At 71.0% G+C, this 21,863-nt stretch carries 24 protein-coding genes; 13 read left to right on the top strand and 11 right to left on the bottom strand.

What is annotated here, in order from left to right; all coding sequences use genetic code 11:
- Positions 1–94 precede the first annotated feature (94 nt).
- Both VK923_11900 and VK923_11895 read left to right on the top strand, forming a co-directional pair.
- Positions 95–1,270: a TauD/TfdA family dioxygenase gene (locus VK923_11900; GenBank protein HSJ45376.1), complete on the top strand. Its 1,176-nt coding sequence runs from the start codon at positions 95–97 to the stop codon at positions 1,268–1,270.
- Complete coding sequence (locus VK923_11895; GenBank protein HSJ45375.1) at positions 1,267–1,833, top strand: HD domain-containing protein; 567 nt, start codon at positions 1,267–1,269, stop codon at positions 1,831–1,833. The genes VK923_11900 and VK923_11895 overlap by 4 nt, the downstream gene beginning before the upstream one ends.
- Positions 1,834–1,852: 19 nt before the next feature.
- Here VK923_11895 and VK923_11890 read toward each other — a convergent pair whose 3' ends face one another.
- The 4 genes from VK923_11890 to VK923_11875 form a co-directional block, all read right to left on the bottom strand.
- A complete protein-coding gene (locus VK923_11890; GenBank protein HSJ45374.1) occupies positions 1,853–2,092 on the bottom strand; it encodes a hypothetical protein in 240 nt (79 codons plus the stop codon).
- On the bottom strand, positions 2,089–3,606 hold the full coding sequence (locus VK923_11885; GenBank protein ID HSJ45373.1) for an FAD-binding oxidoreductase: 1,518 nt from the start codon (positions 3,604–3,606) through the stop codon (positions 2,089–2,091). Before VK923_11885 ends, VK923_11890 begins: the two co-directional genes overlap by 4 nt.
- Positions 3,603–4,871 (bottom strand): (Fe-S)-binding protein, encoded by a 1,269-nt coding sequence (locus VK923_11880; GenBank protein ID HSJ45372.1) that lies wholly within the window; start codon positions 4,869–4,871, stop codon positions 3,603–3,605. The genes VK923_11885 and VK923_11880 overlap by 4 nt, the downstream gene beginning before the upstream one ends.
- Before the next feature lie 106 nt (positions 4,872–4,977).
- A complete protein-coding gene (locus VK923_11875; GenBank protein HSJ45371.1) occupies positions 4,978–6,030 on the bottom strand; it encodes an LLM class flavin-dependent oxidoreductase in 1,053 nt (350 codons plus the stop codon).
- Positions 6,031–6,559: 529 nt separating this feature from the next.
- Here VK923_11875 and VK923_11870 point away from each other — a divergent pair.
- Positions 6,560–8,158, top strand: a complete 1,599-nt coding sequence (locus tag VK923_11870; protein ID HSJ45370.1) for a hypothetical protein — start codon at positions 6,560–6,562, stop codon at positions 8,156–8,158.
- Positions 8,159–8,193: 35 nt separating this feature from the next.
- On the opposite strand, the gene VK923_11865 is transcribed toward VK923_11870, so the two are convergent.
- Entirely contained in the window at positions 8,194–8,808 is a 615-nt protein-coding gene (locus tag VK923_11865; protein ID HSJ45369.1) for a hypothetical protein, read from the bottom strand.
- Between the two features lie 117 nt (positions 8,809–8,925).
- Between VK923_11865 and VK923_11860 the strand changes: the two genes are divergently transcribed.
- The 4 genes from VK923_11860 to idi all read left to right on the top strand — a co-directional run bounded on the left by VK923_11860 (position 8,926) and on the right by idi (position 10,863).
- Complete coding sequence (locus VK923_11860; protein HSJ45368.1) at positions 8,926–9,294, top strand: hypothetical protein; 369 nt, start codon at positions 8,926–8,928, stop codon at positions 9,292–9,294.
- Positions 9,294–9,440, top strand: coding sequence for a hypothetical protein (locus VK923_11855; protein ID HSJ45367.1), 147 nt, complete (start codon positions 9,294–9,296; stop codon positions 9,438–9,440). Before VK923_11860 ends, VK923_11855 begins: the two co-directional genes overlap by 1 nt.
- A 135-nt stretch (positions 9,441–9,575) precedes the next feature.
- Positions 9,576–10,202, top strand: a complete 627-nt coding sequence (locus VK923_11850; protein ID HSJ45366.1) for a GTP-binding protein — start codon at positions 9,576–9,578, stop codon at positions 10,200–10,202.
- Positions 10,180–10,863, top strand: coding sequence for an isopentenyl-diphosphate Delta-isomerase (gene idi, locus VK923_11845; GenBank protein ID HSJ45365.1), 684 nt, complete (start codon positions 10,180–10,182; stop codon positions 10,861–10,863). The genes VK923_11850 and idi overlap by 23 nt, the downstream gene beginning before the upstream one ends.
- A gap of 165 nt (positions 10,864–11,028) precedes the next feature.
- Here the strand turns inward: idi and VK923_11840 are convergent, their stop codons facing one another.
- Together VK923_11840 and VK923_11835 are read right to left on the bottom strand one after the other, a co-directional pair.
- On the bottom strand, positions 11,029–11,931 hold the full coding sequence (locus VK923_11840; protein ID HSJ45364.1) for a 1,4-dihydroxy-2-naphthoyl-CoA synthase: 903 nt from the start codon (positions 11,929–11,931) through the stop codon (positions 11,029–11,031).
- A gap of 137 nt (positions 11,932–12,068) precedes the next feature.
- The gene (locus VK923_11835) at positions 12,069–12,668 is read right to left on the bottom strand and encodes a DsbA family protein (GenBank protein HSJ45363.1); all 600 of its coding nucleotides are present in this window, start codon (positions 12,666–12,668) and stop codon (positions 12,069–12,071) included.
- Positions 12,669–12,791: 123 nt separating this feature from the next.
- Here VK923_11835 and VK923_11830 point away from each other — a divergent pair, with 123 nt between their 5' ends.
- Together VK923_11830 and VK923_11825 are read left to right on the top strand one after the other, a co-directional pair.
- Positions 12,792–13,199 carry a hypothetical protein gene (locus tag VK923_11830; GenBank protein ID HSJ45362.1) on the top strand — a complete coding sequence of 136 codons (408 nt, stop codon included), beginning with the start codon at positions 12,792–12,794 and terminating at the stop codon, positions 13,197–13,199.
- A gap of 15 nt (positions 13,200–13,214) precedes the next feature.
- Positions 13,215–14,321, top strand: coding sequence for a PHB depolymerase family esterase (locus VK923_11825; protein ID HSJ45361.1), 1,107 nt, complete (start codon positions 13,215–13,217; stop codon positions 14,319–14,321).
- Positions 14,322–14,684: 363 nt separating this feature from the next.
- Here the strand turns inward: VK923_11825 and VK923_11820 are convergent, their stop codons facing one another.
- Together VK923_11820 and VK923_11815 are read right to left on the bottom strand one after the other, a co-directional pair.
- Positions 14,685–15,620, bottom strand: coding sequence for an MBL fold metallo-hydrolase (locus VK923_11820; GenBank protein HSJ45360.1), 936 nt, complete (start codon positions 15,618–15,620; stop codon positions 14,685–14,687).
- A 98-nt stretch (positions 15,621–15,718) separates the two neighbouring features.
- The gene (locus VK923_11815) at positions 15,719–16,837 is read right to left on the bottom strand and encodes a 5-methyltetrahydropteroyltriglutamate--homocysteine S-methyltransferase (GenBank protein ID HSJ45359.1); all 1,119 of its coding nucleotides are present in this window, start codon (positions 16,835–16,837) and stop codon (positions 15,719–15,721) included.
- A 135-nt stretch (positions 16,838–16,972) separates the two neighbouring features.
- Here VK923_11815 and rpiA point away from each other — a divergent pair, with 135 nt between their 5' ends.
- Together rpiA and VK923_11805 are read left to right on the top strand one after the other, a co-directional pair.
- Positions 16,973–17,752: a ribose 5-phosphate isomerase A gene (rpiA, locus tag VK923_11810; protein ID HSJ45358.1), complete on the top strand. Its 780-nt coding sequence runs from the start codon at positions 16,973–16,975 to the stop codon at positions 17,750–17,752.
- Positions 17,727–18,410 (top strand): enoyl-CoA hydratase-related protein, encoded by a 684-nt coding sequence (locus tag VK923_11805; GenBank protein HSJ45357.1) that lies wholly within the window; start codon positions 17,727–17,729, stop codon positions 18,408–18,410. The genes rpiA and VK923_11805 overlap by 26 nt, the downstream gene beginning before the upstream one ends.
- Positions 18,411–18,449: 39 nt before the next feature.
- Here the strand turns inward: VK923_11805 and VK923_11800 are convergent, their stop codons facing one another.
- A complete protein-coding gene (locus VK923_11800; protein HSJ45356.1) occupies positions 18,450–19,061 on the bottom strand; it encodes an XRE family transcriptional regulator in 612 nt (203 codons plus the stop codon).
- 136 nt (positions 19,062–19,197) lie between these two features.
- On the opposite strand from VK923_11800, the gene VK923_11795 reads away from it, so the two are divergent.
- Together VK923_11795 and VK923_11790 are read left to right on the top strand one after the other, a co-directional pair.
- On the top strand, positions 19,198–20,028 hold the full coding sequence (locus tag VK923_11795) for an EamA family transporter (GenBank protein HSJ45355.1): 831 nt from the start codon (positions 19,198–19,200) through the stop codon (positions 20,026–20,028).
- 43 nt (positions 20,029–20,071) lie between these two features.
- Positions 20,072–20,653 carry a class I SAM-dependent methyltransferase gene (locus tag VK923_11790; protein HSJ45354.1) on the top strand — a complete coding sequence of 194 codons (582 nt, stop codon included), beginning with the start codon at positions 20,072–20,074 and terminating at the stop codon, positions 20,651–20,653.
- A gap of 16 nt (positions 20,654–20,669) precedes the next feature.
- Here VK923_11790 and dinB read toward each other — a convergent pair whose 3' ends face one another.
- Entirely contained in the window at positions 20,670–21,860 is a 1,191-nt protein-coding gene (dinB, locus tag VK923_11785) for a DNA polymerase IV (GenBank protein HSJ45353.1), read from the bottom strand.
- Positions 21,861–21,863 lie beyond the last annotated feature (3 nt).

Genomic DNA, 21,863 nt, shown 5'->3' with positions numbered 1-21,863 from the left:
GGTTCCCGCCGATATCGTCGACGACGGGACGCCCGAGTCCGGGTGCGAGGTGATCGTCGCACAATCCCGTCCCGACATCTGAAGGAGGCTCGCAATGGACCAGACGTCCACCACGGCCGTGGCGCAGGCTGCTGCGGCCGGGGTCCGGGTCGGGCCCCGCACCCTGACGGTCGAGTTGCCGGACGGCGTTCGCACCTTTCACTACGTGTGGCTGCGTGACAACTGCTGGTGCGGGAGCTGTCGGGTGCAGCAGACCGCCGAACGGAAGCTGTTCACGGCAGACATCGCCGCCGACGTCTCACCCGCCCGGGCGCGGCTCGATGACCGCGCCACCCTGCACGTCGAGTGGAACGACGGGCACCGGTCGGCCTACACCGCCGCCTGGCTGGTCCGGTACGACTACGGCGACGCGGCCCGCGCGGCGCGGCGCCACGATCCCGTGCTGTGGGCTGCGGACTTCACGCCGCCCGCGTTCGCCCACGCAGACGTGGTGGGCGGCGTCTCCGGCCAGCTGGCGTACCTCGATGCGCTCCGCGACGTCGGCGTCGCGATCGTGCGGGACGTGCCGACCGTGCCGGGGGAGGCCGCCCGATTCGCCTCGACGCTCGGCCACGTGCGCGAGGTCGCCTTCGAGCGCGTCCACAACGTCCGCCACGACCCCGACGGCTACAACGTCGCCCACACGCCGCTCGAGCTCAAGCCGCACACCGACATGCCCAGCTACGCGTGGCCGCCGAGCGTCCAGCTCATCCACTTCCTGGTCAACCGGGCGGACGGCGGCGAGAGCGTCGTCGTTGACGGCTGGCGGGTGCTCGGCGACCTGCGCCGCGACCACCCCGACGCGTTCGCGGTCCTGGCGTCGGTGCCGGTGCCGTACCAGCTGTTCAGCGCGTCGGAGGACACGTACGCGGTCGCGCCGATGGTCCAGCTCGACCCTGAGGGCCGGGTCACGACGTTCAGGTTCTCCAACCAGCTGGCGTGCCCGCTCGACGTGGCGGCCGACGTCGTCGAGCCGTTCTACGCCGCGTACCGCCGGCTCGGCGCGATGATCGACGGCCCCGACTACCGCGTGGTGTTCAAGGCGGTCGACGGCGATCTGCTCACGTTGCACGGGCACCGGGTGTTGCACGGCCGGCTGCCCTTCGACCCCACGAGCGGGGCCCGGCACCTTCAGGACGTCTACATGGAGTGGGACGACCTGATGGCCCGCCGGAGGGTGCTGCGCGGCGAGCACCGCCCGTTGCCGGCGACGATGGCGGACGCCTCGTGAGCGCGCGGCGGCGGACGGTCGCCTTCACGCGGATGCAGGACGGGACGGCCGAGGAGTATGCGCTGCTGGCCCAGATCGAGCAGCGCGACCTGGACGCCTTCGCCGACCGCGTGCTCGACTGGCTGCGCGCCATGGACCTGCCCGCCGGCTACAGGGTGACCCGTCTCGAGCACTCGCTGCAGGCCGCGACCCGGGCCCACCGGGCGGGGGAGGACACCGAGACCGTGGTGTGCGTCCTGCTGCACGATATCGGCGACGTACTCGGCCCGGCCAACCACTCGGAGGTCGCCGCCGCCGTGCTGCGGCCCTACGTGTCGGAGCGCAACCACTGGATCGTCCGGCACCACGGGCTGTTCCAGGGCGTGTACTACTTCCACCACACCGGGGGCGACCCGCACGCCAGGGAGCGGTACCGCGACCACCCCTACTATCAGGCGACGGTCGACTTCTGTGCCGACTACGACCAGTGCTCGTTCGACCCCGACTACGACTGGCTGCCGCTGACGTTCTTCGAGCCGATGGTCCGCGAGGTGCTCGCCCGACCGACACACGCCACCCTGTGATGCACGCCGGCTGCGCCGGCTACTCCTCGAGGTCCTCCGCCGACAGCACCGCGTCGGCGAAGTGGTCGTGCATCCAGTCCAGGTGATCCCAGCGGTGGGCGACGATGCGATGCGTGTCCCACGCCGGCATGTCGTCCTGGGTGATCGTCTGCATCAGCGTCGGGTCGACCTCGTAGACGTCGTCGAAGCGCATCACCACGTCGTGCTTGATCCGTCGCGGCTCGGGTGGCTCCTGGCGCGACAGCAGGAAGCCGATCATGGTGTCTCCTCGTAGGCCTGGTCCAGGAGGTACTTGCCAGGGTTCATGACGTTGTTGGGGTCCAGCGTCCGCTTGATCTGCTTCATGACGTCGAAGGCGCCGCCCAGCTCGGTGGGGACGTACTCCACGTCACCCTCGCGGCTGGCGCCGTGGCACGCGCTGATCGACCCGCCGTACTTCAGTGTGACCTCGGTGATCTCCCGCTTGCAGTTGACCCAGCCCTCCCACGCCTCGTCGTCGAGCCGCTGCTCCCAGATGCCGACGTCGATCTCGACCAGGTAGTCGCCCCACGGCTTGTAGGCGCCGTTGGTGTAGGCGAACATGCCCCAGTCGTCGAAGATGCCGTACCGCTCGCGGTGCCGCGCGACGATGGCGTGCCACTCCTCGCGCACCTGCGGCAGCACGCTGTAGTTGAGTGCGGCGTCCTCGCAGTGCCACGACATCGGCACCACCTGGCCGTCGGGCGCGCGGCCGTGCAGCGGGATCGCGTAGCGGTCGTGGCGTGCCGCCCAGTCGCCCTGGGACACCTCATCACCGAGGTAGTCGCCGCCCGTCTCGCGGCCGATGCGCATCAGCGCCCTCGCCGCAGGCGTCACCTCGTCACGGTTGCCGTACGCGGCCAGCGCCACGACCGCCCTGAGCGACTCTGGCTGCTCGATGTAGGCCTCGTCGTCGCGGCGCAGGTACGCAAGCTTCCACTCGTCGAACAGCACGACCCCGGCCAGCGTGGCGAACCCGGACTTCGCCAGCGCACCGGTCGACGCGTACGCCGTCCGGTAGTCGGGATAGCCGAAGAAGGCGGCGAACTCGACCTCCGGGCGGGGGACCAGTTCGAGGGTGGCCTCGGTCACCACGCCGAGCGTGCCCTCGTGGCCCATGAACAGCTGCTTGAGGCTGAACCCCGTCGATGCCTTCCGCAGCTTGCGCCCGCCGCCCTCGCCGACCTGCACGACGTCGCCGGTCGGCAGGACGACGGTCATCGACATGACGAGGTCGCGGGTGTGGCCGTAGCGGGCGCCGATCAGTGACCAGCCGCCCGTGCCGATGCGTCCACCGACCATCGAGCACGGGTAGCTCGCGGGGTCGTCGGGATAGATCACGCCGTGTGGACGCAGCACCTCGTTGAGCTTGAGCATGCTGATGCCCGGCCCCACCGTGACGGTGCGGTCGACCAGGTCGATGTCGCGGATCTGGTTCATCCGCTTGACGTCGAGCAGGATGCCGTGCCGCAGCGGGGTCGCGCCATCGGTCAGGCCGGTCCCTGCCGCGCGTGGCACGACCGGGATCCGTTCCCTGTTGGCCAGCCGCACGACTTCGGCGGTCTGCTCGGTCGATCGCGGCAGCACGACCACATCGGGGACGTGCTCGGCCCAGCGGTGGACCCGGAAGGGCGCCGGCACACGCGTGCGGTTCACCCGTGCGGGACGGTCCACCCGCACCCCGTCGTCGCCGCAGATCGCGAGGAGCTCGTCGATCACGTGGTCGGCGATGCCGACCGGCAGCACCCCTGTCATGCCGGACCTCCGTCCTGAGCGGACCGGTCACCCGCGGGCCCGGGAGCCGTTCCGGGGCGACGTGGGGGGTCGTCGCTGACGCCCGCCGCCTCGGCGACCATCTCCATGAGGTCGCGGACCTCGATGCCGCGGTCTGCGCCGGCCTTGCTGAGCGGACGCTCGGACCACACGCAGGCGGACACCAGCGTGTCGACCTCCAGGGCGGCCGCGCGATCCAACCGCTGGTTGCTGATGGCCGCGGTGAGGTCCGGGCGCTCGACGGCCAGCCCACCCCCCGCTCCCGAGCAGTAGGACCACTGGGTCACGTGGTCGACGTCACGGAACTCCACGCCCGGGATGGCGCGCAGGATCTCCCGCGGCGACTCGAAGATCCCCCGGCGCTTGTTCAGCCGGCACGCGTCGTGGTAGGTCACCACCGCCTCGATCGGGTTGGTCAGCTGCAGTCGGCCGTCGCGGACGAGCTCGGCGACCAGTTCGGTGATGAAGACGATCTCGATGTCGTAGTCGTCACCGAAGTACTCGGCGTAGTCCTCGGTGAAGCTGACGTAGTCGTGCGGGTCCAGCGCGATCACGCGGCGCACGCCGCTCTCGCGCCAGTCGGTGAGGTTGTGCCGGGCGAACTCCCGCGCGGTGTCCACGTAGCCCATCTCGCGGGACGGTCCGCCGCAGCACCACTGTTCGCGCATCAGCCCGAAGGCGACGCCGCCGGCCTGGAGGATCCTGGCGACCGCCCGCGGCAGCGACGTGCGGTAGAAGGCCGCCTCGCAGTCGACGAACAGGATCGTCTCGCCGCCGATCGGCAGGTCCAGCCCGTCGGCCCAGTCGGCCACCCGTTCCTGCTCGACCGGCACGTCCAGCACCGGCTCGCTGCGGACCCGGACGGTCTCGTCGACCCACCGCTTCCAGCCCGGCTGCTCGATGCCGTTGTCGACGGCCAGCGCCCGCATGGCCTTGACCAGGTCGACCGTGCGGGTGCGGTGCCGGTAGAAGTCCCCGGCCATCAGCGTGTTGGGGCAGCGCGTCTCACATGCCCCGCACTGCGTGCAGTGGACGTAGTCGCGTGCGACGTCGTCGAGTGAGACCAGTCCCTGCTCCATCGCGACGACGTTGGCGTGGAACGCGGTTGGCGAGTGGTTCTCGTCCTGCGTGACACCCATCACCGGGCACACGTTGCGGCAGAACTTGTGCCCCGAGCTGAAGCAGCTGTAGGCATGGTCGCGCCACTGCTCGACGAAGGTCTCGGTGACGGGGTCGACGTCGGTCACATCCTGCTCCTCTCACGCGGTCGTCGCCGGCGGCACGGGCGGTCGGACGGCGCGTCGCCGGAGTTGGGCGCTCCACCCGTGCCTGCCGGGTCCGACGGACGTCCCACTAGCCCAGGGCTGGCATCATCCGGTCGGCGATCAGCTGCAGCTGTCCCTTGGTGTCGGGCACGTCCGTGATCTGCCTGCCCGTGAACAGCTCCACGAGCGCGGGGTCCGTCAGCGCGGCGATCACGTGGTTGACGCCCGTCGGCAGGATGTCGGCCTGCAGCTGCTCGACGCACTCCTCGGGGGTGCCGGCGACCGACAGGGTCGCGGCCAGCTCGGGGCTGGTCATCTCGATCGCCTTGTCGACCTTGCCCTCGCCCAGCGCATCGACGATCGGCTGCAACTCGGACGCCTCCAGACCGTGGCGCTGCAGCTGGCTCTCCGGCATGGAGGAGATGTAGAAGGCCACCATGATGCGCGCGGCGTCCTTCGCGGCCTGCGAGTCCTCGCCGACCGACATGCACAACCACGCCCCGAGATCAAGGTCGTCGGCGTCCCGACCGGCCTGCTGTGCGCCGGCGCGGAAGTGCTCGGCGACGTAGTCGTAGTTCTCGCGCGAGTAGCCCAGCGCGTGGTGCAGCCCGTCGGCGATCTCGCCGGCCAGCTCGAACGACTTCGGTCCGCCCATCCCACCCAGCTTCAGCGGCACCCGCTCCTGGACCGGACGCGCGAACGTGTACAGCCCCGAGTAGCTGAAGAACTCACCGTCGAATGTGATCGTGCCGTCGTCGAGGAAGGTCCGGAGGACGTGCATGCCCTCGCGCAGGCGCGACAACGGCTTCATCTGCCTCCAGTCGATGCCGTACTGGTGCAGCAGCCCGAGGTTGCCGAAGCTGACGACGGCCTCGGCGCGGCCGTTGGTCAGCTCGTCGAGGGTCGCCAGCTGCTGGGCGATGAGCGTCGGTTCCCGCAGGATCACGTGCGTGACGTTCGGGCCCATCCGGATCGTGCTCGTCTTGTCTGCCGCGGCCGCGAACAGCAGCCACATGTCCTTGTGCCAGGTCTCGTCGACGCTGTAGCAGGCGTAGAACCCGAGCTCGTCAGCCGCCCGGATGTTCTCGATGCAGTCGGCCAACGGATAGTCGGGGACCTGGACGTAGCTGAACCTCACCATGGTCGCCTCCTTGCGCACACAGCAGGAAAGGCCCGCCGAGGCGGGCCTGTCTGGTTGTGATCGCGAGCAGGTGACATGTCGCGATCGTCATTGGCGGGGAACCGGGCGGGTACCGCGGTGCATCGGTCACCGCGTCATGCGTCTGATGCGGCGCGGATGTCGTCCCCGCCGTCCGCAACGCCGTGATGCCGGCCATGGGCACCCACCTACCGTCAGGCTCAGCTCTCTACCCACGACCCGCGCATGCCGTTGGACCCCGTCGGGACCGGGGTGCCGAACCCACCTCGCCGATCGGTCGGGCTGCTGAGTCCGGTGGGGATGGTAGGAGCGTCGTGTCGCGCAGGTCAACCCCGAAGATCCGCTGGCGTGCCGCGGGGCAGCGGGTCGCCTCGTGGCGGCTGCACCCGCGACCGTCCTGCGTGGCCCGGTGTGGGCCTCGTCAGCGGCGGGATCGTCCCATAGGGTTGTGGTGGTACGACGTCGGCGGTGACGCGCTGACGCGGTGGCGAGGCCACAGCGGAGGGCCCGCATGGTGCAGGAGTCGCAGGCCGCGCCGCGAACGGACCCTGTGGGCCCGTTCGGCAACCCCGACGGGTCGCGCGCCGATCTCGACGACCTGCTCGACGGCTTCGTCGACTTCCGCGGGAACCCGGCCTTCGGCGCGTTGGCGACGCGCGCGAGCGACGCGACGGCGCGCGTCATCGTCGGACGCATGGGAGCGGGCAAGACCGTCTACCTGCGTCGGCTCCACAACCACCAGCACCGGCAGGACTCGGTGTTCGCCTGCCACATCCAGCAGAGCGTCCCGTCGACCGAGGTCATCGTCAAGGCGTGCCAGTGGTTCCCCGCCGCGTACCTGACCGAGAAGTGGATGCAGCTGTGGCGGTGCGCCATCGTGCGCTCGCTGGCGTCGTACCTGCTCGCCGACCCCGCGCTGCTGCCGTACCTGTCCGAGGACGACGAGCGCCTGCTGAAGCGGCGCTACCTCGACCTGCTCGACGACGTGCGGCGACCGCGGGCGGTCTACAGCGAGCTGCGGGCGATCGTCGGCCGGTGCAACTCGAGGTACGAGCTCACGCGCCTCATGGACGACCAGCGCTGGGACGACCTCGAGGACCTGCTGGCCGAGTTGCTGGCCGAGACCCCACCGATCTTCTTCTACATCGACGCGGTCGACGAGGAGTTCTCGAGCGCGCCGATGTACTGGCTGCGCTGCCAGAAAGGCCTGTTCTTCGAGACGATGCGCATGCTGCGCGACCCACGGCTCGGGGGCCGCCTGCACATCGTGACGTGCATACGCGACATCGTGCTCTCCTCGGTCTACCGCGACGAGCACGCCCCGCGGTACCACGGGGAGCCCCACATCCGCGTCCTGAGCTGGGGACATGGCTCCATCGACGTGCTGCTGCGCCACAAGCTGCGGCGCTTGTCGCCGTCCTACCAGATGGCACCCGGGGCGTCGGAGGACGAACTGCACAACTGGCTGGGTACCACGACGGTGCACAACGAGCGCCGTGGCATCGACGAGCAGGCGATCGACTACCTGCTGCGCCACACCCGGCTGATCCCGCGTGATGTGGTGTCGCTGGGCAACGCGCTGTGCCAGGAGATCCTTCGTCAACGCGCGATGGGGCATGACCGGCTGCCCGATGCCGCCCTGCGCAGGATCGTGTCGCAATCGGCCAAGCGCTTCGGCAACTCGCAGCTCGCCCAGTGCGCCAACCAGATCGCGGCCGACATGATGCCTGGCAACGCCGCGCTGTACGGCTACGCCGAGGGCTACATCAGCAGCCAGGAGTACGCGCAGACGGTGCAGCGGGAGCTGCGCGACATCATCGGGCTGGTCGGCGTCGACCGCTTTGGCTTCAAGGACCTGATGACACTGCGCAACGCCGGCGACGAGGTGTTCGACGGGCACACGGACGTGCCGTCGGTGCTGTGGCAGAACGGGCTGCTGGGCTACCTCGAGCAGCCGGGGGTCCACCGGTTCTACTCGCTGGCGGACATCGACGAGTTCGAGGTCCCCGACGACGTCGACGAGTACGCGTTCCACCCCGTCATGATCGACGCGGTCAGGTCCGTGACGTCCACCGGGCGCCACCCGGTGCACCCGTTCGTCCGCGAGTGACCCGGGTCCGACGTCTCACGGCGCGTGCGCGGCGATCAGGTCCGCGACTGGTCGTGCGACGACGGCTCGGCGCCGAGGCGCTCGAAGCAGTCGAGCGCCGCGCGCAGGTGCTCGCGTGCCTCGGTGCGCCGGCGGTTGCGCCGGAGGACCTCACCGAAGCACATCGCGGTCCGGCACGCTCGAACGGGCCAGGTGAGCTTGTCGTGCACCCGCTCCAGGTGGTGCAGCGCAGCGTCGATGTCGGCGCTCAGCTCCAGCAGGCCGCAGCCCGCGCCGGTGTACAGCGGCATGCACCCGATGCCGTAGGCGTCCGCCAGCTCGTCGGCGCGTGCCAGGTTGCGCTCGGCGTCCCCGCGCGCACCCATGGCCGCGTCCAGGCGCCCCAGGAAGAACACGCAATAGGTGTTGGCCTGACGGGTCTCCTCGGCCAGGCGGATCGACTCGGTCACGCTGGCCAGGCCCTCCTGCCACCGCCCGTTCCGCATGTCGAGGGCCGAGCGCAGCTCAAGGGCGTAGGGCAGCACACCGAGCGCGCTGCTCTGGCGGCACTGCCGGATCAGACGGTCGAGCAGGTCTGTTGCGCCAGCGAAGTCTTCCAGCCACATCGTCGTCATGGCGGCGAAGATGACCCCGGGGGGTCGGGACGTCACGACTGGGGACGTGCCCTGCCGCGCGCACGGGTCCCGGCCGCACGGTGAGCACCACAGTGACGCACCCAGAGGGCGTGATGGCGATGGAGCACGAGGTGCGGCCCTGGTCAGACGTGCATGGTCGGGCGCCCGGGACGCGTGGAGGAGCTGGTCGGGCGGTTCAGGGGACTGGTGGTGGCGATCGCGCGGTCGTTCCGGTTGGCGCCGGACGACGCGGACGTGCTGCAGCAGACGTGGCTGCAGCTGTTCGAGTCGATCGACCGGGTGCGGGAGCCGGAGCGGGTTGGCGGCGTGGATCGCCACGATGGCCCGGCGCGAGTGCCTGCGGATGTTGGGCACCACCCGCCGCGAGCACGCAACCGAGGCGTCGACCGGGGGGACGGTACAGGGACGTTTCCCGCGCTGGAGGAGGAGCTGATCAGTACGCAGGAGCGGACGGCCGTGCGGGTTGCGGTGCGCCGCTGCCGGATCGGCATCGTCGGCTGATGACGGTGCTGATGGCGACGACGCGGCCGCCGTACGCGGCGGTGACCGAGACGCGGGAGATGCCGATCAGGGTCGATCGGCCGACGCGGATGCGGGTGATCGAGCGCCTCCGTCGTGACACGCACGTCATGGCGCTGGCCAGCTGACCGGTGTGAGGAGCGGGCACCGCATGATCCGGGTGGTGGCTCCGCCGGTCCGGGCGTGCACCGCTAGCATGATCCGTCGGCCCGGCCGGTCGCCGGCGCGTTCCAGGTCTCCAAGCCGTCGAGGTGAGCTCCTCCGTGTCCAGTGCCCAGGTGACGGACGCCGATGTGCGTGCTGCCGCCGCGCGTCGGCGCACGTTCGCCATCATCAGCCACCCCGACGCGGGCAAGACCACCCTCACCGAGAAGTTCCTGCTGTTCGCCGGCGCCGTCCAGGAGGCCGGCGCCGTCAGGTCTCGCAGGCAGGCGCGGACGACGACCAGTGACTGGATGGAGCTCGAGCAGCAGCGGGGCATCTCGATCTCGTCGACCGCACTGCACTTCACCAACGGCGGGTGGTGCTTCAACCTGCTCGACACGCCCGGCCACGCCGACTTCAGTGAGGACACCTATCGCACGCTGTGTGCCGCAGACGCCGCTGTCATGGTGCTCGATGCCGCACGAGGGCCGGAGCCACAGACGCTGAAGCTGTTCGGGGTCTGCCGCGATCGCGGCCTGCCGATCGTGACGTTCGTCAACAAGTGCGATCATCCTGGGCTGCCCCCGCTGGAGGTGCTCGACCAGACCTCCGACCAGATCGCACTCGCGCCGGCTCCCTGGACGCTGGCCCGACGGGTCGACGCCGCCGACGCCCCGGCGCTGCGCACGGCTCGCCGCCTGCAGCTGGTCGAGGACCACCGCGGTGCTCGCGCTGTTCGAGTCTGAGCACGTGCTGCGGAGGGTGCGCGACCACCCCGACATCGAGCTTGGGCGAGCTCGGGGCACGTGCCGGCGCGAGCCGCGCGGCCGTGGCCTGACCGTGTCCGACGACGTGGACGACGCCGTCGTGCTGCTCCGCGCCGATGCGGCGGTCATCGGGTCCATGGACAAGCTGGCCGCGCACCAGCGCGCGACACGGCACCTGGCGTTCTCGGTCGTGCTGTTCGCCTCCGACGGACGTGTGCTCCTGCAACGCCGCGCGGCGAGCAAGTACCACTTCGCTGGCCGCTGGTCGAACACATGTTGCAGTCACCCGCGCCCGGGTGAGCCGCTGCGTGCGGCCGGGCGCCGGCGCACCCGCGAGGAGCTCGGGTTCGATCCGGGTCCGCTCGAGGTACGGGGTGCCTTCTGGTACGAGGCGCGTGATCCGGCGTCCGGCCTCGTCGAGCACGAGTACGACGTCGTGCTCGTCGGCGGGGTGGACACCGCGGCGCTCGACCGCGACCGGTTCGACCGCGCCGACATCGAGGCCACCGCGCTGAACGCCCTCGACGCGGTGCGCGCCGCCTGCGCCGAATCGCCCCGCGATTTCACCCCCTGGCTGCCGGACGTGCTCGACATCGCAACCGGTCGGCCCAGGCCGATCGCTGTCGATGTCCCGTACTGACGCTCGCCGGCCTCGCAGAAGGTCGCCCATCGCCAACGTGGGGACGGCTCCCAACGCGGATCCGGTGTGCCGTCCCCGGGTTGGCGATGATCGTGGATGTGGGGATGGCCCCAACGCGGAGCCGTTGTGCCGTCCCCACATCGGTGGCGCGGCGGAGTGCAGCCCTCAGTAGTGGTGGGGGAAGGCCGACCAGTCGGGAGTGCGCTTCTCCAGGAACGCGTCGCGGCCCTCGCGCGCCTCGTCGGTCATGTAGGCCAACCTGGTTGCCTCGCCGGCGAACAGCTGCTGGCCGATGAGGCCGTCGTCGGTCATGTTCATGGCGAGCTTGAGCATGCGCGTGGCGGTCGGGCTCTTGCCGTTGATCTTCGCCGCCCACGCGAGCGCCGTCGACTCGAGCTCGACGTGATCGACGACGGCGTTGACCATGCCCATGCGGTACGCGTCCTCGGCGGAGTACTCGTCACCGAGGAAGAAGATCTCGCGCGCGAACTTCTGCCCGACCTGCTTCGCGAGGTACGCCGAGCCGAACCCCCCGTCGAACGACGCGACGTCGAGGTCGGTCTGCTTGAACCGGGCGTGCTGCCGGCTGGCGATCGTCAGGTCCGCCACGACGTGCAGCGAATGCCCACCACCGGCCGCCCACCCCGGAACGACGCAGATGACCACCTTCGGCATGAACCGGATCAGGCGCTGGACCTCGAGGATGTGCAACCGGCCCATGCGCGCCGGGTCGATCGAGTCGGCCGTGTCGCGCGCGGCGTAGCGGTATCCGTCGCGCCCACGCATCCGCTGGTCGCCGCCGGAGCAGAACGCCCACCCGCCGTCCTTCGGTGACGGCCCGTTGCCGGTGAGCAGCACGCATCCCACGTCGGACGTCTGCCGGGCGTGGTCGAGGACCCGGTGCAACTCGTCGACCGTGCCGGGCCTGAACGCGTTGCGTACCTCCGGACGGTCGATCGCCACGCGCACCGTGCCCTGGTCGACGGCACGGTGGTAGGTCACGTCGTGGAGGTCGTCGAACCCGTCGACGACCCGCCAGCGATCGCGGTCGAACAGATCGGACACCATCGGCCACACTCCTCGTCGTCGACCGGGCCCGCAGCTTAGTCACGCAGCTCGCAGGCTCGCTGCGTCCCTTGGCCTCTCGCTGACGCTCGACTCCCAACGTCCGGGGAGAGCCAGCCGGCGCGAGTCCCCTGTGCTGGTCAGCGCGGGATGGTGGTGTGCTTGAACTCGTTGAGGTCGGCGAAGCCGTCCATCAGGTCGAGCACCCGCTCGATCGTCGCCACCGAGGCGTCGACGTCGCCGTCGGCGCGGTGCATGAGCCGGATGAACACCGCCCGGTCACCGGAGATGAACGTGGGGACGCCCCAGACGGTATGCTCGGTCGCCGCCCGCTCGTGGGCCATGCGGACGGCCTTGATCGCCCGACCGTCGTCGACCTGCGCGAACACGGCCCCCGCGTCGACCCCGTGCCGATCGAGCACCTCCCGCAGCGCGTCCTCGTCGCGCAGGTCACCGCCGTGGTCGTGGCGGACCGCGAACAGGTCGCGGTGGAGGGCGGGGAAGCGCCCAGGGTCCAGGTCGCGCACGGTCGTGCCGACCTGCATCGCCAGCAGCCCGGAGTCGTCGTCGGGACGGTCCCAGATGGGCGGCTCACCCTCCGAGACGTGCACCTGTCCCAGCGAGAACGGCACAAACGTGACGTCCCAGTCCGCGCCGGCGAGCAGGCCCTCGACGACGTGCTCGTTGGCGTTGCGGGCGAACGGGCAGCGGTAGTCCCAGGTGACGGTGAAGGTGCGCATGGTCGGTGCAACAGCGCGGTGCACGCGCACATTCCGGCCCCGCGACGTGGTAGCTTCGCACGCTCGTAACCATCCTGTTACCATCCAGTCAGATGTTTCCCGGATGTCGGGAGTGCCGGTAGCGTGAGCGAAACCGAGAAGATCACGATCAACCTCGGGCTCGTCGACCTCGGGCAGATCGACCTGCTCGTCGCGGAGAGCTTCTACGCGAACCGGACCGACTTCATCCGCACGGCGATCCGCAACCAGCTGGCGAACCACGGGGACGCGGTCCGCCAGACCGTCGCCCGGCGCATGATGATCCTCGGGCTGCAGCACATCACCCGTGCAGACCTCGAACGGGCGCGCGAGGCGGGGACACGGCTGCAGATCCGCGTGCTCGGACTGGCGACCATCGCCAATGACGTCAGCCCCGAGCTGGCCGTCGAGACCATCGAGTCGGTCGAGGTGCTCGGAGCGTTCCGCGCGAGCCCGGCCGTCCGCGACGCGCTCGCTGACCGCATCCACACCGGCGGTGCCGGTGGCCTGTGACACGGAGGGAGACCCTTGACCGACGACGCTCGACCGCACGGCATGCTCGGACGCATGCGTGAGGCCACGAGGCTCACGCGGGCCGGACGGCTCCACGACGCGACCGCGCTCATCCAGCGGACCCTGCGGGGTGTCGGTGGCGCGGACGTTCCCGGCGGTCCCGGGCGGACCACCGGCGCCGCTGCGCCGACACGGGTCACCAGCACAGTGGTGCGGACCGAGCGGACCGGCGGAGCCGTTCCTCTCGCGCCGCCGGTCGGGTCCGCAACGACCTCGCCCGGACGGTTCCTGACGGAATCGATGACGACCCGGGCCGGGACCCGCACCTACAAGGTCTTCGTGCCGGGCGCGGCGTCGGCGACCGCGATGCCGCTGCTCGTCATGCTCCACGGGTGCACGCAGGACGCGGACGACTTCGCGGCAGGGACGCGGATGAACGCGCTGGCCGAGCGGCACGGGTTCGTCGTCGCCTACCCGGAGCAGTCGCGCCAGGCCAACCCGTCCCGGTGCTGGAACTGGTTCGAGCCGGCCGACCAGAGCCGGGACCGTGGCGAGCCGTCGCTCATCGCCGACATCGCTCGCACCGTGACAGCGACGGCACCCATCGATCCCTCGCGGGTCCACGTCGCCGGCATGTCGGCGGGCGGCGCGATGGCGGCGATCCTCGGAGCGGTGCATCCTGATCTGTTCGCTGCGATCGGCGTGCACTCCGGTCTGGCGCACGGCGCCGCGACGGACCTGCCCTCCGCGCTGCAGGCGATGAAGCAGGGTGGCGCCGGGACCGCCCGGACCGGTCCGGGCACGCCGGCGATCGTCTTCCACGGCGATCTGGACCGGACCGTCCACCGCGGCAACGCCGAGCAGGTCCTGCGGCAGGCCACGGCCCACGTCACCCATCCGCTGCTGACCGTCCATGAACGCGCCGGCGCCGGTGGCCGCGAGGCCACGCGGTACATCTACCGGGCGCCGGACGGGATGACGCTCGCCGAGGGCTGGTCGGTCCAGGGCCTGGGCCACGCCTGGTCAGGCGGCGACCCTGAGGGCTCGCACACCGACCCCGCCGGCCCGGACGCCTCGGCGGAGATGGTGCGGTTCTTCGACGAGCATCCGCACCCCGGTTGAGCTGCGTCCGCCGGGGGGTTACGACACCGCGCCGCCCGTGCCGTGGTGCTCGATGAACAGGTGCAACGAGGTCAGCGCGGTCCACAGGTGGGGGCCGCGCGGGAATGTCCGCGCCCAGCTGTCCCTGCCACCGCCGCCGCGCATCCTGGCGGCCAGGTCGTCGAGCGCCGTCGATGCGGAAGCCGCGCCTGCGGATGCCGGTCAGATTGGCGTGGCAGGCGCCGATGGCGCCGCGCACCAGCGCGGGCATGTCCACGTCGGGGCGCTGCCCGCCGGTGACCGCAAGCACCCGGTTGCGCTGCTTCCGGATGCGTGCGCGGGCGGCAGCGAGCGTGTCCTGGTGGCCATGGTCGTGGGGGTCGGTCAGCGCGGGACCTCGTACCGCAGTCCGGTGCTGGCGCCGGTGCGCTCCAGCCGTCCCCGCGCGACGAGGAGGTCCAGGTGCGCCAGCGTCTCGCTGACCGCGAGCATCTGGTTGAACTCGTCGAGCTCGGCGAACGCGGTCCCACGCTGCGTCCAGCGCAGTGCCCTGGCGGTCTCGTACGCGGTCGACGCGCCGGACGCGACCGCGGCGGCCGTGGCGTCCAACCGCTCGCGGTGGTGGTCGAGCAGCTCGTCGACCCGTGCGTGCACGCTGGCGGTCACCGGCCCGTGCGCCGGCAGCAGCCACATGTCCGCACGGCCGCGCAGGGCCGCGAGCGACGTCATGTAGTCGGCCAGCGGCAGGGTGGCGTCGACCGGCTCGAGCGCGATCGACGGCGTGATGTGCGGCAGCACGTGGTCGCCCGCGAACAGCACCCCGTTGGACTCGTCCGCGAACACGACGTGGCCCTGGGTGTGGCCGGGTGTCCGGGTCGCCCGCAGCTCCCGATCGCCGATCCGCAGCGTGGCCCCGTCGGCGATCCAGTTGTCGGGCAGCTGCCAGTCCGTCAGGTCGACCGTTCGCTCCCGCCGCCGGGCCTTCAGTGCCTCGACGAGCGGTGTCGCGCCGGCGGCGTCCATGCGGCGCAACTGGGTGTCGAGCGGGCGACGGTCAGGGCGGTGCAGCAGTTCGAGCGAGTGGCGCTCCCCGGCGCCCAGGCTGACGGTCGTGCCGAACTCCCGTCGCATGGCGACCGCCTGGGTGTAGTGGTCCCGATGGATGTGCGTGACCAGGAAGCGCGTGATGTCACCGAGCTCGCGGTCGAGCTCGACAAGCGACCGCTCGAGCTGTCGCCGAGACGCCTCGAGCGCCCATCCGCCATCGATCAACGTAAGGTCGTCGCCGTCCACGACCGCGTAGACGTTGACCGCGCGCAGGCCGTCGAACGGCAGCGGCAGCGGGATGCGGTGGACGCCCGGGGCGACGGCGAACGCGCCCGGAGCCGTCCAGTCGTCGGGCTGTTCGGGTGGTCGCGCTATCCCCAGACCTCCGCCGCGGTGTCGACGATCAGGCGGAGCTTCGCGACCTGGTCGTCATGCGTCAGGGCGTTGCCCTCAGAGGTCGAGGCGAAGCCGCACTGGGGGGACAGGCACAGCTGGTCGATGTCGACGTACTGCGAGGCGTCCTCGATGCGCCGTTTGAGGTCGTCGGGGTCCTCGAGCGCGCCGGTCTTGGTCGTGACCAGCCCGAGCACGACGGTCTTGGTGGGCGGCACGAAGCGCAGCGGCTCGAACCCGCCGGAGCGCTCGTCGTCCCATTCCATGAAGAAGCCGTCGACGTCGAGCACGTTGAACAGTGCCTCGGCGACATGGTCGTAGCCGCCCTCGGCGACCCACGACGACTGGAAGTTGCCGCGGCACATGTGGGTGGTGATCGCCATGTCGTCGGGCCGCCCCGCGATCGCCTCGTTGATGTGGCCGATGTACTCGATGTGCTGGCGGTCGGGGTCGCCGCCCATCTGGCGGACGTGCTCGCGCTGGGCCGGATCGTTGAGGTAGGCGAGGCTGACGTCGTCGAACTGCAGGTAGCGGCAGCCCCGGTCGTACAGCGCGGCCACCTCGTCGGCGTACGCGGTGGTCAGGTCGCTCCAGAACTCGTCGAGGTCCGGATACACCGACTCGTCGATCGACGCTCGACCACCCCGGTAGTGGATCATGCTCGGTGAGGGGATCGTCAGCTTCGGGATCGCGGTGGTGACGTTGTCCTGCACGAAGCCGAACGCGTCAGCGAAGATCGGCGCCCTGAGTGTGATCGGCTCGTCGACGCGCAGCGCTGCCGGCGTGAACTCCAGGCCACCCTCGCGGTTGCGGAACTTGACCGTGATGTTGCCCTCGACGGTCCTGACCCCACCGAGCTGGTAGATGAAGTCCATGTGCCACGAGGCGCGCCGGAACTCCCCGTCGGTCGCCGACCGCAGGCCGACGTCCTCCTGCATGCGTATGGCCTCGGCGATCGCGGCGTCCTCGACGCTGCGCAGCTCCTCGTCGCTGATCGTGCCCGCCTTGTGATCCTCGCGGGCCTGGAGCAGCGCCTTGGGACGCAGCAGCGATCCGACATGATCGGCTCGGAATGGTGGCGTGGTGCGCGCGGTCACGGTCGTCTCCTCACACGTGCAGGTGTGTGTCCGGTTCGTTCCTACCCCACGCCCGGGCTAAACGGCATGACGGTACCGTAAGCCGGGCGTGACGCTGGTCGCGGAGCACCGGCGTTCGGGAAGAGGCGACAGCAGATGCAGCAGTGGTGGGAGCCGACGGACCGTCAATCCGTCGTCGAGCTGCTCGAAGATCCGGCGCGCGCGGCGGCCGCATCCGCAGCGGCGGCGCGCGTGCGACCCGACATGGCCCTCGGGCTCGGTTCCGGGCGCGCGCTGTGGGCGACGATGGAGCTGCTCGCACGACGCGAGGAGCTGGAGGGCACCGCTGTGGTTTCGGCGTCGTCGATCACGGACCGGCTGGCCAAGGACTACGGCTTCTCGTTGTTCGCCCTCGACGGCGAGGCTCGGCCCGACATCTACATCGACGGCGCCGACGAGGTCGGACCCGACGGAGGGTTGCTCAAGGGACACGGCAACGCGCTGCTGCGTGAGAAGCTGATCACCGTGGCCGCCCGATATGTGGTCGTCGTGGTGGAGACGCGCAAGCTCGTCGAGCGGCTCGGACACCAGTGCACGCTGCCGGTCGAGGTCGTGCGCTTCGGTTGGATGGACACGTTGCGGCGACTGCGGGAGCGCGTCGCAGAGGTGACGGTCCGGACCAACGACGGCGTCCCGCTCGTGACGGATGAGGGCAACCACCTGTTCGAGGTCCGCATCGAGCCGGGCACCGACGTCGTGGCGTTGGCCGCGGACCTGGAGCGTACCGTCGGCGTCATCGAGCACGGACTGTTCCTGGACAAGGCCGACGAGGTCCTCGTCGGCGCGCCGGATGGCAGCGTCGACGTCCTCCGACAGAGCCGGGTCCCGCATCGGGCAGGGGGGTGTGACGATGACGATCACGCGTACTGTCGATGACGGCATCGCCGTGCTGACGCTGGACGACGGGAAGGTCAACGCGCTGACCGCGGAGGAGTTCGCGGCGCTCGACGCGGCGCTCGACGACTGTGCGGACGACGCGGCGGTGGTGCTGTGCGGTCGCGAGGGCGTGCTGTCCGCCGGACTGGACCGCACACTGCTGACCGGAGAGCCCGCGGACCTGCACCGGCTTGCCGCCGCGCTGACCCGCACCACGATGCGGCTGTGGACCGAGCCGCGTCCCGTCGTGGCCGCTGCGACCGGACACGCGATCGCCGCGGGCACGATCCTCGCGCTGGCGTGCGACCACGTCGTGGCCGCCGACGGCGACTTCCGGTGGGGGCTCAATGAGACGGCGATCGGACTCGTGCTGCCGCCGTGGGTGGTCGACCTGGCCCGCAGCAACGTGCGCGCCGACCGGCTCGAGGGCCTGCTGCTGCCCGGACGGCTGGTGGATGCGCGCGAAGCGCTGGAGGTCGGCTTCGCCGACGAGCTCGCACCCCCCGACGAGGTGCGGACGCGTGCGCTGGCCCGGGCCGCGGTGCTCGCGAAGCTGCCGCGGCCCGTCTACGCCGCGAACAAGCAGCGGCTGCGCGGTGCGGCGGCGCGGACCGCGCTGGATGCGCTCGAGGAGGCGCCGCCGGTCCTACGCGTGTAGGCACGGCGATGCACGCTCGTGTCGGCGCGACGGCTGCGCCTACGACCGGACTGGCCCGATGTCCCCGGGCGGCACGAGGTGGGCGTCGCCCCGCTGCACGACGCTCATGAAGAAGCGGTTCGGTCGGTCGCCGGGGTTGTCGTAGCTGTGGGTCAGCACGGCGTCGAAGAGAATGGTGTCGCCCGCCATGAGCTCATGGCGCTCGGTGCCGATCCGCACCGCCAGCACGCCCTCCAGCACGTGCAGGAGCTCGACGGTGCCCTCGGGATGGGCGCCTCCGTCGAAGGTGTCGCCGGGTGCGAGGCGCCAGTCCCAGAGCTCGACGATGTCGGGCGGGTCGGTGCCCATCAGGAACAGCGCGCGGCTGCCCTCCTTGCTGGTCCACAGGGTGGGCGTGTCGGTTCCCCGCTTGATGCGGACCTGGGGGTCCTGGCCCGGGTCGATCAGCGTGACGACCCCGACGCCCAGCGCGTCGGCGATGCGGCACAGCGTGGCAATGCTCGGGTTGGCGCGTGACTGCTCGACGCCGATCACGGTGCCCTTGCTGACACCCGCGCGCTCCGCGAGCTGGTCCAGGGTCAGGTCACGGCGCCGGCGCAGCCGGCGCACGTTGCGGCCGATCGCCGCAGCGAGCACCTCCGGTTCCTGCACGGCGGCCCTCCCGTCCTGGTGCGGTGCACTCTACCGAATGCTCAATGCATTGCACTGGGGCAAGGGAGCGGCTAGGGTCATCGGACTGCACCGCGCGGTGCACTGCACTGATCGCTCGCAGGGGTGGGTGACGACGATGGCTCTGCTGCTGGCACTGGGCTCCGGGTTGAGCTTCGGCGCCGCCGACTTCGCCGGAGGGTTGGCCGCGAAGCGGTCACATGCGGTGTCGGTCACGTTGGTGTCGCAGGCCGTCGGCGTCGTCGTGCTCGTCCTGCTGATGGGTGCGCTACCCGGCCGGCCGTCCGCGGCGGCCTTCACGACCGGTGCGTTGGCGGGCGTCGCCGGCGCGCTGAGCCTCGTCGCCTACCTGCGCGCGCTCGCCCTCGGACCGATGGGCGTGGTGTCGCCGCTCGCCTCGGTTGCCGGCGTCATGGTCCCGGTCGCGGCGGGTGTCGCGCTGGGTGAGCGGCCGACGCTGCTTGCCGCCGTCGGCATCGTGCTCGGCGTCGTCGCCGTCACCATCGTGGCGGCGGGGCGCCGGGTCGAACGGCGCGCCGCGCTGTCGACGGGTCCGCTGCTCGCGTTACTCGGTGGCGCCGGCTTCGGCGTGTTCTTCGTCCTGCTCGACCGGACGCCCGACGGGTCCGGGCTGTGGCCGTTCGTCGGGGCGCGGGCCTCGTCGCTGGTCATGCTCGGCCTGATCGTGGCCGTGGGGCGGGCAGGGCTGCCATCCCGCGAGGCGATGCCGCTCGTCGCTTTGTCGGGCGGCCTCGACATGCTCGCCAACGTCATGTTCCTGCTGGCCGCGCGGACGGGACTGCTGACGATCGCCGCATTGCTCACATCGATGTACCCCATCGTCGTCGTGGTACTGGCCAGGCACCTGCTGGCCGAGCGCCTGGGCCGACCCCAGCAGCTCGCCGTCGGGTTGTCGTTGGCGGCGGTCGGGGTGATCACCGTCGCGTGACGGCGGTGCGCGACCCGACCTCGAGCCGGACGAAGGGCGTCCAATGGCAGACGACGAGATCGAACGGTGGTCCCGCTGGCGGGCCACCGTCTACGGGTTGTGCTCCCGCGATCCCCGCTCGAACAGGGTGGTCGTCGAGGCCGCTGCGCCCGGTGAGGGTGACGCCGTCGTCGACGTCGGCTGTGGCGTCGGCGCCGCGGTGCGGCGTGCCGCAGCGGCAGGGGCCGACGCCACCGGCGTCGATCCGTCGCCCGCCATGGTCGACATCGCACGACGTCGCAGTCGGGGCCGGCCCGGCGTCAGCTTCGTGGTGGGCGATGCGGCGGACCTGCCGCTGCCCGACGACAGCGCCTCGATCGCGTGGACGATCGCCTCGTTCCACCACTGGCCGGATCGCAGGGCGGGCCTGGTCGAGATCCGTCGGGTGCTGCGGCCCGGCGGCTGCCTGCTCATCGGCGAGCGGCGCCTGCGCAGGGCCGGCGGCCACGGCCTGACCCCGGCCGACGCCGACAGCGTGGTCGACCTCCTGCGGTCGCTCGGGTACGAGGACGTCTCCATCGCGTCCCACCGCGCGCTGCTGTCCACGATGCAGGTCGTATCGGCGACGGCCACCGGCGCCGCCTGACCGGCGCGGCCCGACGTCAATCGGGGAGCAGCGGCACGGACGGGCCGATGTCGCGACCGAGCATCGCCGCGCGCGAGACGGCGGCCGTGCCGAAGCGGTCACGGACGCCGTCGATCGCAGCGTCGAGGTCGATCGCCGTCTGCCGTTCGAATGGGAGCACGAGCTGCTCGGCACCGCTGTTCGACAGGTTGCCGACCGCCACGCCGACCAGTGTGCAGCCCCGCTCGATGATGAGCGGGTGGGTGGCGTGCAGGAGCGCCACCGCCGTGCCCAGGATCTTCGGCGTCGACGCGGTGGCTGTGCGCAGCGTGTGCGAGCGCGTGATCCGGGCGAAGTCGTCGAAGCGCAGCCGCAGAGTGATCGTGCGGCCCACGCGGCCCGCCGCGCGCATGCGGCGGGTCACCCGGTCCACCAGGCCGATCAGCACGACCTCGATCTCGTCGAGCGGCGTGTGGCCGCGGCCCAGGGCGCACTGCGCTCCCATCGAGCGGCGTCGACGCCCGACCTGCACGGGACGGGGGTCCCTGTTGTGCGCGAGCGCGTGCAGGTGGCGGCCGGATCCGGCACCCAGCATCGTCTTGAGCGCAGCCAGTGGGAGTCGCGCCACCTCGCCGACGGAGGTGATGCCGCGGTCGCGCAGCTTCCGCGACGTGACCGGACCCACGCCCCACAGGCGCTCGACCGGCAGCCCGTGGAGGAAGTCCAGCTCGCGGTCCGGAGGGATGACGAGCAGGCCGTCGGGCTTGGCGACACCGCTCGCGACCTTGGCCAGGAACTTGGTCCGCGCGACACCGACGGTGATGGGCAGGCCGACCCGCACGAGCACCTCGTGGCGCAGGCGGCGGGCGATGTCCGTCGGGCTGCCGGCGATCCGGCGCAGGCCGTGAACGTCGAGGAACGCTTCGTCGATTGACAGCCCCTCGACCAGGGGCGTCGTGTCGTTGAAGACGTCGAAGACGGCGCGGCTGGCCTTCGTGTAGGCCGACATTCGCGGCGACACCACGACGGCCTGCGGGCACAGCCGGCGCGCCTGCGCGCCGCCCATCGCGGTGCGCACCCCGAAGGCCTTCGCCTCGTAGCTGGCAGCCAGCACCACGCCCATGCCCACAATGACCGGCCGGCCCCGCAGCCGGGCGTCATCGCGTTGCTCCACCGACGCGTAGAACGCGTCGAGGTCGGCGTGCAGGATCGCGGCGGTCGACGACACGAA

This window comes from Euzebyales bacterium (genome assembly GCA_035461305.1).
GTDB lineage: Bacteria > Actinomycetota > Nitriliruptoria > Euzebyales > JAHELV01 > JAHELV01.
The sequence above is the reverse complement of the archived record's forward strand: the minus strand, read 5'-3'. Positions and strand labels throughout refer to the sequence as shown.